Below are 15,230 nucleotides of genomic sequence, written 5' to 3'. Positions count from 1 at the left end.
CATTCCGGGCGACCGTATCCTCGCAAGCTTCGCTTGTGAGTGGAGACCCCGAATCCATGAACACTGTCCTTCCGAGGTTGTGTTCATGGATTCCGGCTCTTCGCTTCGCTACGGCCGGAATGACGTCGCGCCCCCAAATCCCGCCTCGAACCCACGACTCCGCCTTTCCGCGCCCTCACCGGGCCGGATCATGAAAAGGATCGAGGCGACGGCGGCCGCCGGAGCGGCCGCGAATCATAAATCGGTGGAGTGCCTGGCAGCCTGTCGATGCGGCCGCCGTCGCCTCACCCTGTCCCTGGCCCGCGCGTCGACAAACGCGCAAGGGCCCGGGCGTCTCTTCCATCGCCCGGGAGCCTCGCCACCAGCCCAGCCTTGCGGCCGCACCGATGCTTCGCTCCCAGGCCACCGGATGGAAGGCATGCCGAGGACAGGAGGACGCGGCTCCTCCCGCCCAGGCCATGCCGGCCAGACGATCTCGGCCGCTGCAGCTTCCAGGCCAGGGAAGCCGGCGGCCGTATCGATCGCCTCGCCCACGGAACGGGCGACGGGTATGGGCGCACGGCGCGATCCCTCGCCCCGCTTACCGGCGCCGACAGCCCTGTCCTCGCTGTCACCACCGCCGCTGCCGGCAAGCCGGCAGAGGTCCGAACGGGCTTGCCAGGCCGGCCTTGCAAAGGCCAGCCCCGATCGCCTGCACGGCGAAACCGCCGCGCCTGCCATCAAGCCCTTTCCCATCGCGCATGGATCCCCAGGGCGTGACACGCCCCAATGGCGGTTCCACGGACCGCCGATCCAACAGGTTCCTCATCAAGCCCCGTCGCGCAGGCCGAACGGACCGGATCGAACCTCCGGCACTGCCGGAGGCGAGAACCCCCCGCCGCCCGAAGGCGGCGAGCCGGCCTGCGTGATTCCCCGCTCCCGCGCCCCGTCCTGGCTTGCAGCCATGACGGGCCGGGCTAGAGAGCGATGCGGCTGGCGTGCCGCCGGGATAAACCGGAATCAACCGGGGTGGGCGGAAGCGGCGGGCCAATCAGGATCCGGATCGGCCCGCGGATGCTTCATTCCAGGCGCGAGTAGGACATGGAGGGATGCGCCTGTCAAATTTCGTTCAGTTTAAGTTCGTTGGTATTCGGGGGAGAAAACTTCATCCCATACGGCCGTGTCGCGCTTGTCCTTCCTGGACCGATGAAAGGTCCAGGTCGCGCTATCATCGGCCAAACATATCCTACGAGTCAGTTGAACCAGGCGGCCATTAGACGGATCGAAGTGACTACCAACAGCGCCCCACTCGTCTCTGATGCTGCATTCCGAAGAAGGCGAAAATGAACTTGCCAATCAACCCCTGCGGGGTTGCACAGGGCACTCATGAAAGCCGGTCAATTGCACGATTGCGTACGGCAATCCCACGGCGCCGATCGAAACAATTGCCATCAAGGCATTCCTATCGCGCTCGCTCAATTGCCCGCCCGGATTGCGCATGCGATCTACGAGGCGCTTCAAACCCGCCTTCAATATCGTCATTCGTCACTGCCAGCATCGATTGGCCAGGGTGCCAGAAAACGCGGCCTTAAGAACTCTCAACCGAGCCTCAGAAATTATAGCTCATGCTCACGAACGGGCCGTAGAGCGTCGACTTGTATCGAAAGCTGCCGCCACGATCATTGCCGTTCTCGTAGTCGGTATAGAGAGCCCGGAAGCCGAGCGCGGTCGAGAATGATTGCGTCCAGTTGTAACCCACAGACACAAGTCCCTGGGCCGTGATGTTCGAGGAACTGGTGGCGCCAAAATCACCAAGCGCGTTGAGGTACCACTTGTCGTTGAAGTGATAGGTTGCCGCAAAGCCGATCAGCGGATCGGCCCATCCGGTGCTGTCGCTCGTGCTCCTCCTCAGTCCCGTACCCAGGACGGTCGTGTGCGACAGGTCGAGCTCGACATTGATATTCTGGTACCGCACGCCCACCGTCCCATAGAGACTGAGGTTCGGCGGACCGATCGGGATGCGGTAGCCGGCAAAGGCCGTGGCAATCGTCTGATCTTGCTGAAACGACACCGAGGTTCCCGAACGCAGGGCGGCAAATGGTCCGTTGCCCCCGACCTTGAACCTGCCGTCGACGCCGATGCGTGTCCAAATCAGGTCAGCGCCGAAAATAAAGGTGTCGTTCCGGGCAATAAAGGCCCCCATGAAGGCGCCCTTCAAGTTCTTCAATATGTCGCCGAAGCTCGCATCCAGCGAGGCAGTCGGCAATCGTCCGACACCGGCGTCGCCCTTGAGGGCTGAAGCCCAACCATAGGCAGTGGCCTGGAATTGCCAGCCCAGTTGTGGCACGATCGGGGGCGGTGGCGGTTCGGATTGCGAAACCGCCAGATCCGCGGCCCACACTGGTCCGGCGACGCAAAGCCCAGAGCACAGAACTGCTGTCGCTATTTTCTTCGTCGCTAATTTGCGCTTTTCTCCAGAAGCATTGTTGCTCGTGGAGGATGCCATGTCTGTGCTCATCGAATTTCCGCCTGGCCGGGCCCGAAGATCAAGGTTTTTCTGCTCTCATAGGTAGACTGCCAAGGTTTTATGCGCTCAGCGCGTGTTTCTTACAATGGCTCAATTTCACCGAGGTGTCAGGCACGGCTCAGGCGCCCCAGAGTGGCGCAGGAGCGTATTCCGCCCTTTACGCGGAGTGGTCTGCTCCTCTGGGAGCGGTCAACGGCGCGTTGCTGTTCGGCCTGACGACGGCCTTCCTGTTTGCCGTACTCCCACGCGTCTGGCCGTGGGAACATGAGCAAAAACAAACCTGACAGGGCCACGCGATAGGGGTGGACCTTCCGGCCCCGTCGATGACGTGATGTCGGCCAAAAAAACGGTTGGGAGCGCTACGCAATTAGGCCTAGCCTGCGATTAAAGGCATTCTCTTCGCTTTCCGGCGTTCAGCAAGTTGCACCCGATGCCGGCGCTGCAGGCCAGGTGTCCGATCAATGGGGTGATCACCCACCATGCTTGTTACTCCAGATACTTCCCAGCTTTCTGAGATATTTTCGCATGCGGCTGCGCCAGCATTCCTTCTTGGAGCGGTGGCAGGTTTTACCTCAATCTTGCACGGCCGACTTATCGACCTCATAGAGCGTATACGCTCGCTTAATGAAATTGGTGATGGCGACGAGAAACGGCTAAAGCTCAAGTCGGACATACCGTTGCTGAAGTCGCGTATAAGGCTTCTGGTCAGTTCGATCTATCTGGCGCTTTGCTCTGCAATCTGCACGACTTTGCTTCTAGCCATGTCCTTCGTCGCAGCATTTTTTGAATGGAATCATGAACTTGGTGCCGCAATCATGTTTCTATTCGCAGTTATCTTGCTGGGAATAAGCCTGGTGCGTTTCGCCCAAGAAATACACATCGGCCTAAGCGATGCGGATCACTATCGATAGCCGCTTTACGCGCTGCGTCGGCCAGATTCATGACTGATCCGCGAAACACCTTCCGATTGTACTTCACTGCACCGATGACCCAAGTCGCAAGGGGCGCGCAAGGGTGGTGGCTTTCAGCGCCGTCTGCGCCGCTCCCATGGCAATCACGTCGGTCAGGCCGATCGACTCATCCGAAATCGGCTGGCCGGTTGCGATCTGCTTGCCGATGAGACTTACGATCTCGCCGCTCGCGGCGAACTTGTCGTGATGGATGAAACCCGACGTCTTGACGTCCGAAAGATTCACGATGTCGATGTTGTGAGCCTTCATGTAGCCGGCATAGGGCTGGACATTCGGATTGATGTCGCCAAGCCTTGATTTGCTCTGCCACAAGATTTTCGAAGCTTCGAGCGCCCTGTCATCCGAGGCGACGAAGACCGTGAAGGCAGGCCGTTGTGTCCCCATATCGGCAACCTGGGTCTCGAACACGTCGATATCGACATCGGCGGACGCCAGCATGACGTTCTCCACCTTCTTGGGAATGGAGCCCCGCCGGATCGCCATCTGGCGGAGGGCCTCGAGCGTCACCCAATTGCCCATGGAATGGGCGAGAATCGAGACGCTGGCAACTGATTTGTCCTGGATCAGGTAGTCGAGCGTCTTTTCGAGCGCAGTTCGGGAATAGGTCGCACTGTCGCGGTCATAGCCATAGGCGGTCAGTTCGCCGGCAGACGGCCAGGTGAACAGGACGGGAACGGCGTCGGTGCCTGAATCGTGCACAATCTGCGCAAATCGATAGACTGCCGCATCGAAGCGATTGTTGAAGCCGTGCACGAACAGCAGAACATTGCGGTTTCGAGACCTGGTCAAGCGCCGGTGAAGGGCATCAATGATATCTGATCGGTCGACCACGTCGACCTTGACGGCGGTAAAATCGGTTGCCGGGTTCGCGGGAAGCTTGCTCGGCCATTGGATAGTTCCGGAGGAGCGATGGGGCGGGATAGAAACTTCGATTTCGGCAAACGAGGCCAGCCCCCTGTCTCCTCCGAAAACCTGACCGGGAATCACCGTTGGCGCCCGGGTCGACGCCACAAGCATATCGACGGTTGACGTGCCGGCTACAGCCTTTGGCTGGCCGACGACCAGAACATTTGTGGCTTGGCCGGCACAGGCGGACAGCCCACAAATGATTAATGCGCACAGTCCAAGAAGTCGACACAGGTCAATCGCGCGGAGTTCAGTGTATTGTTTCGGCACTGAAAACATCTCCAGGATGAACAGTTTCATCTTGACTGATAATATTGAATGTGTAAATCGATAAATATCGTCATAATTATGTAATTACCGTTCAGATATTCTCCTCGCAGCAAAAAATACAGAATAGGCGAGGGAGCCTAGACGTCGAACAAACAGGAGTATTCATCGTGTCGAAAGCAACGATTTTTCTTCTTGCTGTCGCAGGAATCGCTCTGTCATCACCTTCATTTGCCCAGTCGTCCAGCAAGATTGGCGCTCTCGAATGCGATGTTTCTCGGGGAATCGGTATGTTCGTGGTAGAAAAGCAGACCATGATCTGCACTTTCACTCCGAGTAACGGCGGGCCGATTGGCCGCTATACTGGCAAGATCGACGAGTATGGGGTGGCGCTAGGTGAAGTCGCCGCCGGACGGTTGGTTTGGGCGGTCTTGGCGGCAACCTCAGGCATCCCCCAAGGCGCACTCGCTGGCACATATGCGGGCGCTGGAGCGGATGCATCGGCCGGCGTTGGTGTTGGAGCCAACGTCCTCGTCGGAGGCTCTGGCCGCGCGTTTTCCTTGCAGCCTCTTTCGCTCGAAGGCGAAGTTGGGCTCAACATCGCGGCCGGCGTGACCACCGTGACGCTTGTCTACGCACCCTGAACTCGCTTGGTTTCTTGGTGTTAAGCCAAGGGCGCGCGGATATATGCCATCGGCGTAGATTTCTTTCTGTTCGGCTCCCTCGCGAGGAAGATAGCGAGGCTTTCGTACGCCTCACGGCACCCGAAACCCTTCACGATGTGCGTCATTCAAACGGTTCTGTCGTCGCCCCCAAAGCGGACATCGTAATTTACTGCACTGACGAGCAAGATGGGGGAATTTCTGCCGGTAAGCTTATAGGAAGCCTGACAGAGACCACACGGCAAAGACAAATTGCGGAGATAACCGTGCCTCATGAAGTTGCGGACCACGGCCTCGGCGAGGACGGCGGCGAAATTTTAGTCAGTCGCAATTGTTGCCCACAATAAGCCGACTTCACTCATGGATATTTGCATTTAGTGTCAGCGTTTGGCGCTGCCTACAATCGGGTGTATTGGTAGATCAAATAACCACAATACTGTAGCTACCGCAGGTTTCTTTGGACCCGCACAGAGGGAGGTATGGTAATGGTTTTGCGCAAGCTCCTATCGTCATTTTTGATCGCATCGGGGGTCGCTGTCGTAGCGGCCCACGCGCAAACAATCACCGGCACCCCGGGTTCGCCAGACGCGACCACGACAATCAATGGGCGATACCTGCCGCCGCAACCACCATCGTTCGGTGGCGTGATCAATCTCGAAGCCAGTAAATCCACACCATATTGGCAGCCGCAAGTGGTTCCGCCCAACGGTGCGCCCAACGTTCTCCTCATCATGACAGATGACCAGGGATACGGCGTTTCAGGCACGTTCGGGGGTGTTATCCCCACGCCGGCGATGGATCGTATAGCTCAGATGGGTCTTCGCTATACTGAGTTCCATTCGACTGCACTTTGCTCGCCCACGAGGGCCGCGTTGATCACCGGACGCAACCATCATTCTGTTGGTTTCGGCATCATCTCCGAGCAGTCCACCGGGTATCCTGGCTACGACAGTGTCATTGGCGTTGACAATGCCACCATCGGTACGATTCTCAAGGAAAACGGTTACGCAACATCTTGGTTCGGAAAGAACCACAACACACCGAGCTACCAGTACAGTTCCGCCGGACCATTCGACCAATGGCCGAGTGGTATGGGTTTTGAGTATTTCTATGGCTTCATGGGCGGCGAGACCGACCAGTGGACGCCTTATCTTTATGAAAACACGACGCAGGTTTTCCCTTGGGTGGGAAAGCCGAACTACAACCTCACCACCGATCTGGCGGATACGGCGATCGCTCATTTGCGGCAGCTCAACGCCGCCGCTCCCGACAAGCCTTTCTTCCTCTACTATGTGCCGGGCGGCACCCATTCCCCACACCAACCGACCAAGGAGTGGATCGACAAGTTCAAGGGCAAGTTCGATATGGGCTGGAACGCCCTGCGCGACCAGATTTTCGCAAACCAGAAGCGGCTTGGTGTGATCCCCGCGAACACCGAACTGACCCCTTGGCCGGATGACCTGAAAAAATGGGACACGCTTACTGCCGACGAAAAGCGATTGTTCTCGCATCAGGCGGAGGTTTTCGGCGCCTATGTGGCCTATACGGACCACGAAATTGGCCGGGTTATCCAAGAGGTCGAGGATGAGGGAAAACTCGACAATACCTTGATCATCTATATCAGCGGCGACAACGGAACCAGCGCCGAAGGTACCACGGTTGGCACGCCGAACCAGATGACTGCCTACAATGGCATTCTCGACCTTCCGATAGCGGAACAGTTGAAGGCCTATGATGCCTGGGGGCTTCCACAAACCTATCCTCACATGTCGGTCGCGTGGTCATGGGCGTTCGACACGCCGTTCAAATGGACGAAGCAGATTGCGTCGCATTTCGGCGGCACGCGCCAGGGCATGGCGATCGCATGGCCAGGCCATATCAAGGACGCGGGCGGCATTCGCGCCCAGTTCCACCACATGATCGATATCGTGCCGACCATTCTGGAGGCGACCGGAATTCCAGCGCCTCTGGTTGTCAACGGGATCGCACAGAAGCCGATCGAAGGGGTGAGCATGGCGTATACCTTCGACAAGGCCAACGCCAATGCACCGTCAAAGCGCACCACGCAGTATTTCGAGATGTTCGCCAACCGCGCAATCTATCATGACGGCTGGGTTGCAGCGACCACCCCGCCGGCTCCACCCTGGCTCCTGGGCACCGCCAAGCTTCCGGACGACGTCGTCAACGGCTACAAATGGGAGCTGTACAATATCGCCGACGACTACTCGGAGAACAACGATCTCGCTGGCAAAATGCCTGACAAGCTGCGCGAGCTGCAGCAGCTGTTTCTGGTCGAGGCGGAGAAATACCATGTGTTTCCTCTCGACAACTCTGTCTTGCCCCGCCTCATTGCACCACGACCGAGCGCGACCGCCGGGCGAACCCTGTTCAGTTACCCTGGCGAGGTGTCCGGCCTGCCCGTCAGTGACGCACCCAGCATCCTGAACAAGTCCTACACGATCACCGCCGATGTAGAGATTCCGCCGGGTGGGGCAGAGGGAATGATCACCACGTTGGGCGGGCGCTTCGGCGGCTATGGCTTCTACCTGCTCAAGGACAAGCCGGTGTTCCTCTACAACTTCCTCGACGTTGAACGCTTTCGCTGGGAAGGCCAGGACGCGCTAGCGCCAGGCAAGCACAGCGTTGTGTTTGACTTCACCTACGATGGACCCGGCTTCGGCAAGGGAGGCACCGGGGTGTTGAAGGTGGACGGCAAGGAAGTCGCGAGCAACAAAGTCCCGCACACAGTGCCCTTCATCATGACGGTCGACGAAACCTTCGATGTGGGTGTCGATACCCGGACCCCAGTCGATGACGGTGACTACAAGGTGCCGTTCCGCTTCACCGGAACGCTCGACAAGGTTGCCTTTAAACTGGGACCAACACAGTTGGGTGCAAACGACCAATCTGTGGTTCGCTCTCAACTCGCGAAGACCGACAACTAGACTGCCCCGCCACCGGCCTTAGCCGAGGGTCGCGAGAGCCTCCGCAGGGCCGCATTCACATGCCTTTAGAGCATCCTCGATATTGAGGTTAGCCGATGGAGCGGCGTGGTGCATTGGCGAGATCGGCTCTGCATCCGGTGCTCCAAGCGCCATGAGCGCTCTGACAGAACTCCAGGCGGCAGCGCAACCTCCTCTTTGCCCAAATTAGCCGCAGAACGAATGTCCAATCGCCGACTGGCGGCTCCGGAACCGGACTGGCAAAAATCGGCCCCGTCGAGGAGCGGAGGCGTCATCCAATCGGCGAGGCCAGTTGCAATACGCCCATGGCCGCCGTTGACACTATCCTGGTCGCCGGGCACGTCACCGCACGCAAATCTTCGCGATATCGTTTACCCAGCAGGCACCCTTGCGCATGAGCGTTCCCAGCGGCGCGTTGGCGTGCATTTCGTTGCGATCCTCATTCCACTTGGCCTCCTCCGCATTCTGAAATGGTCGCATGGGTTTCGAATATGTTGTTTTGCACGTTCCTGCCGGGTGCAGAACGATGGTGAAGATCGAACGGCATGTTCAACATGTTATGAGGCCTGCGAATTATGCCCCACCTCTGGACACAATCGGTTGAGAACTAAAACTCACGTCGGCTATTCACCGTACTACACCAGGAGACGCCAGTCCGCTGACGGCCGCGAGGTCGCCGGTTTCGGTGTCGCATTCTGTTGGACTGCCGAGCCGCCGACCGGCACACATAACTTCAGAATGTTGATTTCAAGGGCCGGACGAAGATATCGCCTCGCTATTCGAGATACGGCGTCAGCACATCTTCGATCCATTTCATGAATGCGCGGACGCGGCGCGACAGATTGCTCCGATGTGCTACGACGAGGGACACGGGGAGCGACCGGCGACGAAAAGCGGGTACGATCTCCACAAGCGCCCCACTCTCCAAGTATCGGCCAATCCCCAAGAGTGGCGCCTGGATCAGGCCAAGGCCGGCGAGGGCAGCGGCTTCGTAGGTCTGCGCGCTGTTGACGTGTAGCGCACCTGGCAACTGAAGCGTCGCGTAGCTGTCGCCGTCCGGATATTCCCATCCATAAGGTCTTGCGCCCAGCGTCGTCGAAAAATGAACTGTCCGATGTTTCTGGCGCCGAAGATCTTCCAGCGATCGAGGGACGCCATGGCGCGCCAGATAGGCGGGACTGGCAGCGTTGACCATGCGCAACAGGCCCAGCGGGCGGGCAATCAGCGTCTCGTCGCCGATGTGACCAAGTCGCAATACGCAGTCAAACCCCTCTTGAACCAGATCGACTTGCCGATCCGTACTCGACACCTCCAGCTCCAGCTCGGGGTGAACAGCCATGAAATCCGGCAAGGCCGGCACGATCGTTGTGCGCGCCACCTCGGTCGGAAGATCGACCCGTAAACGCCCGCGAAGTGCCACTCGATCGCTTGCGAACATTGAGTGCAGATCATCGACCTCAGCAAGCAGATCGCGGGCACGGGCATGAAATGCGCGTCCGTCCTCCGTCAACTGCACACTGCGGGTCGTCCGGTGCAAGAGCCTGACACCGACATCTTCCTCCAGCTTTCGGACCGCCGTCGAGGCCCTCCCCTTGTGGATGCCCAGGCTATCGGCCGCGTGGGTGAAGCTCCCCATTTCCGCTACCGTCGTGAAAATGAGGATGGGCTCGAGATTCTGCATTTTCGTGCCTATGGATTGTTCATTTCCGAGAGAACAGTGAGTTCATTTCCTCGGTATTTATCATAGTTCAGAGACACAATAAGTTCGGAATATGGGATTCCCCCATTGGAGAATGACAAGTGTCCGAAACCATGAACCTGCGTCAGATGCCTGAGACCATGACCTTGCATCGCGCCGTGTGGGCCGGCCGGATAATGAGCGCGTTTGTCGTTATCGCCCTGGTGGCAGACGGCACCATTCAGCTTTCGGCGCCGGCACAGATCGCGAGCATGTTGCAGGAAACAGGATTCGCGATGGACCTGACCCGTGTCGTCGGTCCGATCATACTCGCCTGCGCCATCCTTTACGCCATCCCGGCGACCGCCGTGCTCGGCGCGATCCTGGTGACGGGCTTTTTGGGCGGTGCCATCTGCGCCCATGTCCGCATTGGTGAGGTGGGGTCACCGCCGGAAATCATTTCTCTGCTTCTGGGCGCGATGACATGGGGCGGCCTCTACGCGCGCGATCCCCGAATCCGGGCCATTCTGCCGCTCATCCGTTGAACCAACAGGGCAGTGCTCTGCCCCTCAAGATCAGGAGAAAACACATGTTTCTAGTAATGGGAATCACGGGAAGAGTAGGTGGTGCAACGGCAGGCCATCTGTTGGCGCACGGCAAGGAAGTACGCGCCCTCGTCCGCAATCGCGAGAAGGCCTCAAGCTGGGCGAACCGGGGCGTGGAACTGGTTGACGGTGATTGGAATGATTCGGCAGCCATCGAGCAAGCGCTCAAAGGCGTCGAAGGCGCGTTTGTCATGTTGCCGGCTGTCTGGGCGCCCTCGCCCGATTTCAAAGAAGCAAAGGGCGTGATTGCAAACTATGTCGAGGCGCTCGCGAAGGCAGCGCCGCCGCGGGTGGTTGCGCTTTCGTCGATGGGTGCGAACAGAACCAGCGGGCTCGGGATGATCACGGCCTTGTCGCTTCTGGAGCAAGGTTTTCGCGACCTGATATCGCCGATCGCATTTGTGCGTGCAGGTGGATTCTTCGAAAATTTCCTTTACGGCCTGCAGGTCGCCCAGGGCGGAACGCTGCCGGTCTACTACAATCCGACAAACCGCAAATCGACCATGATCGCGACGAACGACATCGGCGCGGAGGTCGCAACCCTTTTGACCGGGCCAGCATGGTCAGGGCAGCGCGTTGTCGAGCTTGGCTCGATGGTCACTGCGGATGAAGTCGCGGAGCAATTGGGTGAAGTCCTGAGTCTCGACGTGAAAGCCTTTGCGGTCCCGCGTGCGGGGTGGGCAGAAGCGTTCGAGCAGTTCGGCATCCCGAAGGGCCACACCGGACCTGCCGAAGAAATGTTTGAGGCCGTGAATGCGGGATGGATGGATCTCGGGGTCGAGGGTACGGAGCATGTAGCGGGTACGACGTCCGCACGCGATGTATTCGAGGCCGCACAGAACGCCGCCAAGGCTTAAGTCCGGGATGGACCAGGCGTGACACGGAGACTGCCCGCTTCCGCGTCGGACGCGACGCGGGAAGCTTCATAGCGGACCCCTCGCTCCCCGCCCCCTACCAGGCGCTACAAGGTTACATGAGACGACAAGAGGCGGACATCACATCAAATGCGCTGGAAGAGTATCAGGATCGAGCTGGAGACCTCACTCAAGGCATCGATCCTGCCGGTTCTCGGCCCTATCAGCGCCCGGACACCTCAGGCGGGACGTCTCGCTTTCTCACCCCTTTCGGCAGGTTCCAGCGTTTTCGAGCGGAGGATACCGCTTGGCGTGATATTCCAAGACGTTTCGCAATCACCGCATCGATAAGCCCTTGCTGCTCCATGGACTTCAATCTCTGTTCCGTAAGTGGCATACGCCCCAATACCCGTTGCGACATCGTTGTTCGCTCCTTAGCTGGAATTCAGTACGTCGGCCTCGACCACCACCAGCTTCGCCCGGGGCGAGGCGGCTGGCGTGCCGCCGGGACGAACCGGAATCAACCGGGGGGTGCGGAAGCGGCGAGCCAACCTGGATCCGGATCGGCGCCCAGGTGCCCGTTCCACGTCCGAGTGGGGCATGAAAGGATGGACTTGTCAAGATCTGTTTGCATTATGTTCGTTGGCATTTGGTGGGAAGGCTTCATCCCATCCGGCCATGTCGAGCTTGTCCTTCATGGACCCATTTGAAGGTTCGGTTCGCGCCAGGATCGGACCTGAAGACCCTTCATCTGCGCCGGTGGCGTCTATCGAGCTGAATGTTACGATCGCAATTGTTTTGTCATTGTTTGAAATGGCGCCGTAGCGAACCCCTGCAACCATCCCTCCGTACCATGCCCGAACCAAGGGTGAGATGTTCACTCGGCTGCATGAGCGGTGACAGCCAATTTGGAGATCAACTCGTGAGCACAGCAACACCGGAACATATTATGCAAGTTGGTATGGGCTTTTGGGCATCCAAAACGCTCTTAAGTGCTGTCGAACTCGGCGTGTTTAGTACTTTGGCCGATGCACCCGCCGACCTGCCGACACTTCAAAAAAAGCTTGCGCTGCATCAGCGATCAGCCCGCGACTTCCTCGATGCGCTGGTGGCACTCAAGTTCCTGGAGCGCGAGAACGGCATTTACAGCAACACTCCAGACACGGACCTGTTTCTCGATCAAGCCAAGCCAACCTATATCGGCGGTATCCTGGAGATGGCGAATGCCCGGCTCTATGGCTTCTGGGGATCGCTCACAGAGGCCGTGCGCACCGGGGAATTGCAGAACGAGAGTAAGGGTGGAGGAGAGAACGTCTTTGAGGCATTGTACGCCGATCCGGATCGGTTGCGTGGGTTTCTGCGCGCGATGAGCGGAGTAAGTGCGGGTGCGGCACACGCCATTGCCGGCAGCTTTCCTTGGAGAGACTACAAGACCTTCATGGATCTTGGTTCAGCTCAGGGCATGGTACCCGCCACTCTCGCCCGCGCCCATCCCCACCTCACCGGCATCGGCTTCGACCTTCCCCCGGTGAAGCCGGTCTTCGAGGAATTTATTGCTCACCGCGGGGTGGAGGATCGAGTGCGGTTTCAAGGAGGAAATTTCTTCGAGGACCCTCTGCCGAAAGTTGATGTCATCGTCATGGGTCACATCCTCCATGATTGGGACCTTGCCCAGAAAAAGATGCTTCTCGGCAAGGCATTTGATGCTCTTTCGAAAGGCGGAGCAGTTGTCGTTTATGATGCCATCATCGATGATGATCGCCGCGAAAATGCTTTCGGTCTCATGATGAGCTTGAATATGCTGATCGAAACTGCTGGTGGGTTCGACTATACGGGAGAAGACTGTCAGGCTTGGATGCGCGAAGTCGGATTTTCAAAAACGCGTGTCGTACCGCTTGTTGGCCCGGATTCGATGGTGATCGGATTAAAGTAGTTTATCCAGGCGCGCGCTGGCCACGTGTCCTCCATCACAGCTGCGGCTCGGCCAGAGCCGGTCGCCGCCCTTTGCTCGCCGGATCGCAAGCCGGGATGGAAGTGCGTCCTTCGTCGGCTCGGCAATCTCAAAGGGGACTGGCTGTCCGGTCTTGTTCTGGATAACCATTGACTTGGAGCGGACACTGCCACCGGAGAAGACATCTCGCGAACGGCGGCTTCCATGACCAATGCCAATGAAGCCAGACAGACGGCAATCGGCCCCATACCAGACGCTACAAGGATACCGGAGACGACAAGGGCCGGAAATCACGTCAACCGCGCTGGAGGAGTATCAGGATCGAGCTGGAGACTTCTCTCAAGGCATCGATCCTGCCGGCTCTCGGCCCTATCAGCGCCCGGACACCTCCGGCGGGACGTCTCGCTTTCTCACCCCTTTCGGGAGGTTCCAGCGCTTTCGAGCGGAGGACACCGCTTGGCGTGATATTCCAAGACGTTTCGCAATCACCGCATCGATAAGCCCTTGCTGTTCCATGGACTTCAATCTCTGTTCCGTGAGGGGTATTCGCCCCAATATCCGTCGCGACATCATTGTCCGCTCCTTAGTTCGACTTCTTGTAGCCAAGTAGCTCAAAGCAATTTTCATTACCGACCCGATACGGCGAAAGCGTCTGCTTTGCCTGACGGATCCATTCCTGGTGAGAGCCATACGTCTTCGAAAGGGGCTCTATCGGACCAAGGGAAGCGAAAATGCTGCCTTGGCTGACCAGCCAGCAGGCGCGCGCGAAGGCACGTCGGCTCCGATCTCGAAGCAGATCGAGATCATAGAGAATGTCCAGCGCTTCGTGCTTCGCCTTTCCCGCCGCCACGGGATCCGAAATTGCTTCCCTTGGATCGGTGGGCCCGAGCACGCCTTGCAAGTCTTTGAAGTCGGCGCCCAATTGCTTGATAGCGTATTTGAGTTCGTTTTCCTCGCGGTGCATGGCGAACAGCAAGGCAGGATCCAGCTCGGTTATGAGAGATGATCCTTGAAAATCTGTCGAGAAGTCGAGATCGTTGAAATCCTCTTCGGCGACATCTCGCTCAACGATTTTCATATCTTCGATCTGCTTCACCAGCTTGTCGCCGCTCGACGCCACGGCGCCGTTCTTTCCACCATCGCTGGGACTGACATAAGCGCCTCCCTCGTCGAGGATATCATCATATTCCGACAGGAACTCCAGCTCGGCCGAGGTTCGACCGATCCGCGATGCGAGCCTGGCAAGCACCTGTTGGCTTTCGGCTTCGCGCCGCCGCTCGTCCTGATAGTTTTGTTGGAAAAAATAGATGAACAGCGAAACGCCGATTCCGATCAGGAGTACGCCAAGTTGCGTTGCGATTCCTCGATAGTACTCAAAGCGCTTTTCCTTGAAGTTCATGCCGGCCAGGGTGGCAGCTTCAATCCTGCGAGTCAGGCGCAGAGAAGCGACGAGCAAACCCAATCCGGCTAGGATCAGTGCGCCGAAAAGACCGTAGCCAAGGTCGAGATGGCCGAGATGCATGAGTTTCTTCGTGCTGGTGCGTCTTACTTTCAGATCGAATCACCAAGAATCGCAAAATGCTCTTGATATCAAGGAGTTCATTTGGAAATCAGCTCCGGGGTGACCGCATATTGCGATTCTCAGTGATTCGATCTGAAAGTAAAATGCTCTGGGCATGCGCAGATGGTTGGAGATTGCACGCGGATCAGAGGCCGACCGTGACTAACGATGGAGCAAACCCGCAGACCTCATGCCAATAGACATGGCTAAGAAAGGTCGGTTCTTTCAGTTGCCCGGGCGAGATCAATAGACGATCTCGTCCACCTTGGCTTTCGTTGTCGCGAGCGTTGGATACCGCAGCAAATC

13 protein-coding genes are annotated in these 15,230 nt (G+C 58.1%); 6 read left to right on the top strand and 7 right to left on the bottom strand.

Annotated features, from left to right (window positions below; all coding sequences use genetic code 11):
- Nucleotides 1–1,588: 1,588 nt before the first annotated feature.
- On the bottom strand, nt 1,589–2,497 hold the full coding sequence (locus ACMDCR_RS03945; RefSeq protein ID WP_413991270.1) for a hypothetical protein: 909 nt from the start codon (nt 2,495–2,497) through the stop codon (nt 1,589–1,591).
- A gap of 488 nt (nt 2,498–2,985) precedes the next feature.
- Between ACMDCR_RS03945 and ACMDCR_RS03940 the strand changes: the two genes are divergently transcribed.
- Nucleotides 2,986–3,417 (top strand): DUF2721 domain-containing protein, encoded by a 432-nt coding sequence (locus ACMDCR_RS03940; protein ID WP_413991269.1) that lies wholly within the window; start codon nt 2,986–2,988, stop codon nt 3,415–3,417.
- Nucleotides 3,418–3,480: 63 nt separating this feature from the next.
- On the opposite strand, the gene ACMDCR_RS03935 is transcribed toward ACMDCR_RS03940, so the two are convergent.
- The gene (locus ACMDCR_RS03935; RefSeq protein WP_413991268.1) at nt 3,481–4,683 is read right to left on the bottom strand and encodes an alpha/beta hydrolase; all 1,203 of its coding nucleotides are present in this window, start codon (nt 4,681–4,683) and stop codon (nt 3,481–3,483) included.
- Nucleotides 4,684–4,820: 137 nt separating this feature from the next.
- Between ACMDCR_RS03935 and ACMDCR_RS03930 the strand changes: the two genes are divergently transcribed.
- Together ACMDCR_RS03930 and ACMDCR_RS03925 are read left to right on the top strand one after the other, a co-directional pair.
- A complete protein-coding gene (locus ACMDCR_RS03930) occupies nt 4,821–5,294 on the top strand; it encodes a DUF992 domain-containing protein (protein ID WP_413991267.1) in 474 nt (157 codons plus the stop codon).
- A 503-nt stretch (nt 5,295–5,797) separates the two neighbouring features.
- Nucleotides 5,798–8,257: an arylsulfatase gene (locus ACMDCR_RS03925; RefSeq protein WP_413991266.1), complete on the top strand. Its 2,460-nt coding sequence runs from the start codon at nt 5,798–5,800 to the stop codon at nt 8,255–8,257.
- Nucleotides 8,258–9,050: 793 nt separating this feature from the next.
- Here ACMDCR_RS03925 and ACMDCR_RS03920 read toward each other — a convergent pair.
- The gene (locus ACMDCR_RS03920; RefSeq protein ID WP_413991265.1) at nt 9,051–9,956 is read right to left on the bottom strand and encodes a LysR family transcriptional regulator; all 906 of its coding nucleotides are present in this window, start codon (nt 9,954–9,956) and stop codon (nt 9,051–9,053) included.
- A 119-nt stretch (nt 9,957–10,075) separates the two neighbouring features.
- Between ACMDCR_RS03920 and ACMDCR_RS03915 the strand changes: the two genes are divergently transcribed.
- Nucleotides 10,076–10,498 carry a DoxX family protein gene (locus ACMDCR_RS03915; RefSeq protein WP_413991264.1) on the top strand — a complete coding sequence of 141 codons (423 nt, stop codon included), beginning with the start codon at nt 10,076–10,078 and terminating at the stop codon, nt 10,496–10,498.
- A gap of 44 nt (nt 10,499–10,542) precedes the next feature.
- A complete protein-coding gene (locus ACMDCR_RS03910; protein WP_413991263.1) occupies nt 10,543–11,415 on the top strand; it encodes an NmrA family NAD(P)-binding protein in 873 nt (290 codons plus the stop codon).
- Nucleotides 11,416–11,635: 220 nt separating this feature from the next.
- Here ACMDCR_RS03910 and ACMDCR_RS03905 read toward each other — a convergent pair whose 3' ends face one another.
- Both ACMDCR_RS03905 and ACMDCR_RS03900 read right to left on the bottom strand, forming a co-directional pair.
- Entirely contained in the window at nt 11,636–11,779 is a 144-nt protein-coding gene (locus tag ACMDCR_RS03905; RefSeq protein ID WP_413993820.1) for a helix-turn-helix domain-containing protein, read from the bottom strand.
- 250 nt (nt 11,780–12,029) lie between these two features.
- On the bottom strand, nt 12,030–12,254 hold the full coding sequence (locus ACMDCR_RS03900) for a hypothetical protein (protein ID WP_413991262.1): 225 nt from the start codon (nt 12,252–12,254) through the stop codon (nt 12,030–12,032).
- 80 nt (nt 12,255–12,334) lie between these two features.
- Here ACMDCR_RS03900 and ACMDCR_RS03895 point away from each other — a divergent pair, with 80 nt between their 5' ends.
- A complete protein-coding gene (locus ACMDCR_RS03895; protein ID WP_413991261.1) occupies nt 12,335–13,345 on the top strand; it encodes a methyltransferase in 1,011 nt (336 codons plus the stop codon).
- Between the two features lie 390 nt (nt 13,346–13,735).
- On the opposite strand, the gene ACMDCR_RS03890 is transcribed toward ACMDCR_RS03895, so the two are convergent.
- Nucleotides 13,736–13,879, bottom strand: a complete 144-nt coding sequence (locus ACMDCR_RS03890; RefSeq protein WP_413993820.1) for a helix-turn-helix domain-containing protein — start codon at nt 13,877–13,879, stop codon at nt 13,736–13,738.
- A gap of 67 nt (nt 13,880–13,946) precedes the next feature.
- Entirely contained in the window at nt 13,947–14,885 is a 939-nt protein-coding gene (locus ACMDCR_RS03885) for a hypothetical protein (protein WP_413991260.1), read from the bottom strand.
- Nucleotides 14,886–15,230 lie beyond the last annotated feature (345 nt).

The sequence above is a fragment of the Labrys okinawensis genome (assembly GCF_047345005.1).
In the GTDB taxonomy this organism is placed as follows: domain Bacteria; phylum Pseudomonadota; class Alphaproteobacteria; order Rhizobiales; family Labraceae; genus Labrys; species Labrys okinawensis.
This window is presented reverse-complemented; position numbering and strand designations above follow the sequence as displayed.

Excerpts from the sequence above, each read along its gene's own strand:
- ACMDCR_RS03945 (WP_413991270.1), bottom strand. The coding sequence starts at position 2,497 with ATGAGCACAGACATGGCATCCTCCACGAGCAACAATGCTTCTGGAGAA.
- ACMDCR_RS03940 (WP_413991269.1), top strand. The coding sequence starts at position 2,986 with ATGCTTGTTACTCCAGATACTTCCCAGCTTTCTGAGATATTTTCGCAT.
- ACMDCR_RS03935 (WP_413991268.1), bottom strand. The coding sequence starts at position 4,683 with ATGAAACTGTTCATCCTGGAGATGTTTTCAGTGCCGAAACAATACACT.
- ACMDCR_RS03925 (WP_413991266.1), top strand. The coding sequence starts at position 5,798 with ATGGTTTTGCGCAAGCTCCTATCGTCATTTTTGATCGCATCGGGGGTC.
- ACMDCR_RS03920 (WP_413991265.1), bottom strand. The coding sequence starts at position 9,956 with ATGCAGAATCTCGAGCCCATCCTCATTTTCACGACGGTAGCGGAAATG.
- ACMDCR_RS03910 (WP_413991263.1), top strand. The coding sequence starts at position 10,543 with ATGTTTCTAGTAATGGGAATCACGGGAAGAGTAGGTGGTGCAACGGCA.
- ACMDCR_RS03905 (WP_413993820.1), bottom strand. The coding sequence starts at position 11,779 with ATGGAGCAGCAAGGGCTTATCGATGCGGTGATTGCGAAACGTCTTGGA.
- ACMDCR_RS03900 (WP_413991262.1), bottom strand. The coding sequence starts at position 12,254 with ATGGTTGCAGGGGTTCGCTACGGCGCCATTTCAAACAATGACAAAACA.
- ACMDCR_RS03890 (WP_413993820.1), bottom strand. The coding sequence starts at position 13,879 with ATGGAACAGCAAGGGCTTATCGATGCGGTGATTGCGAAACGTCTTGGA.
- ACMDCR_RS03885 (WP_413991260.1), bottom strand. The coding sequence starts at position 14,885 with ATGCATCTCGGCCATCTCGACCTTGGCTACGGTCTTTTCGGCGCACTG.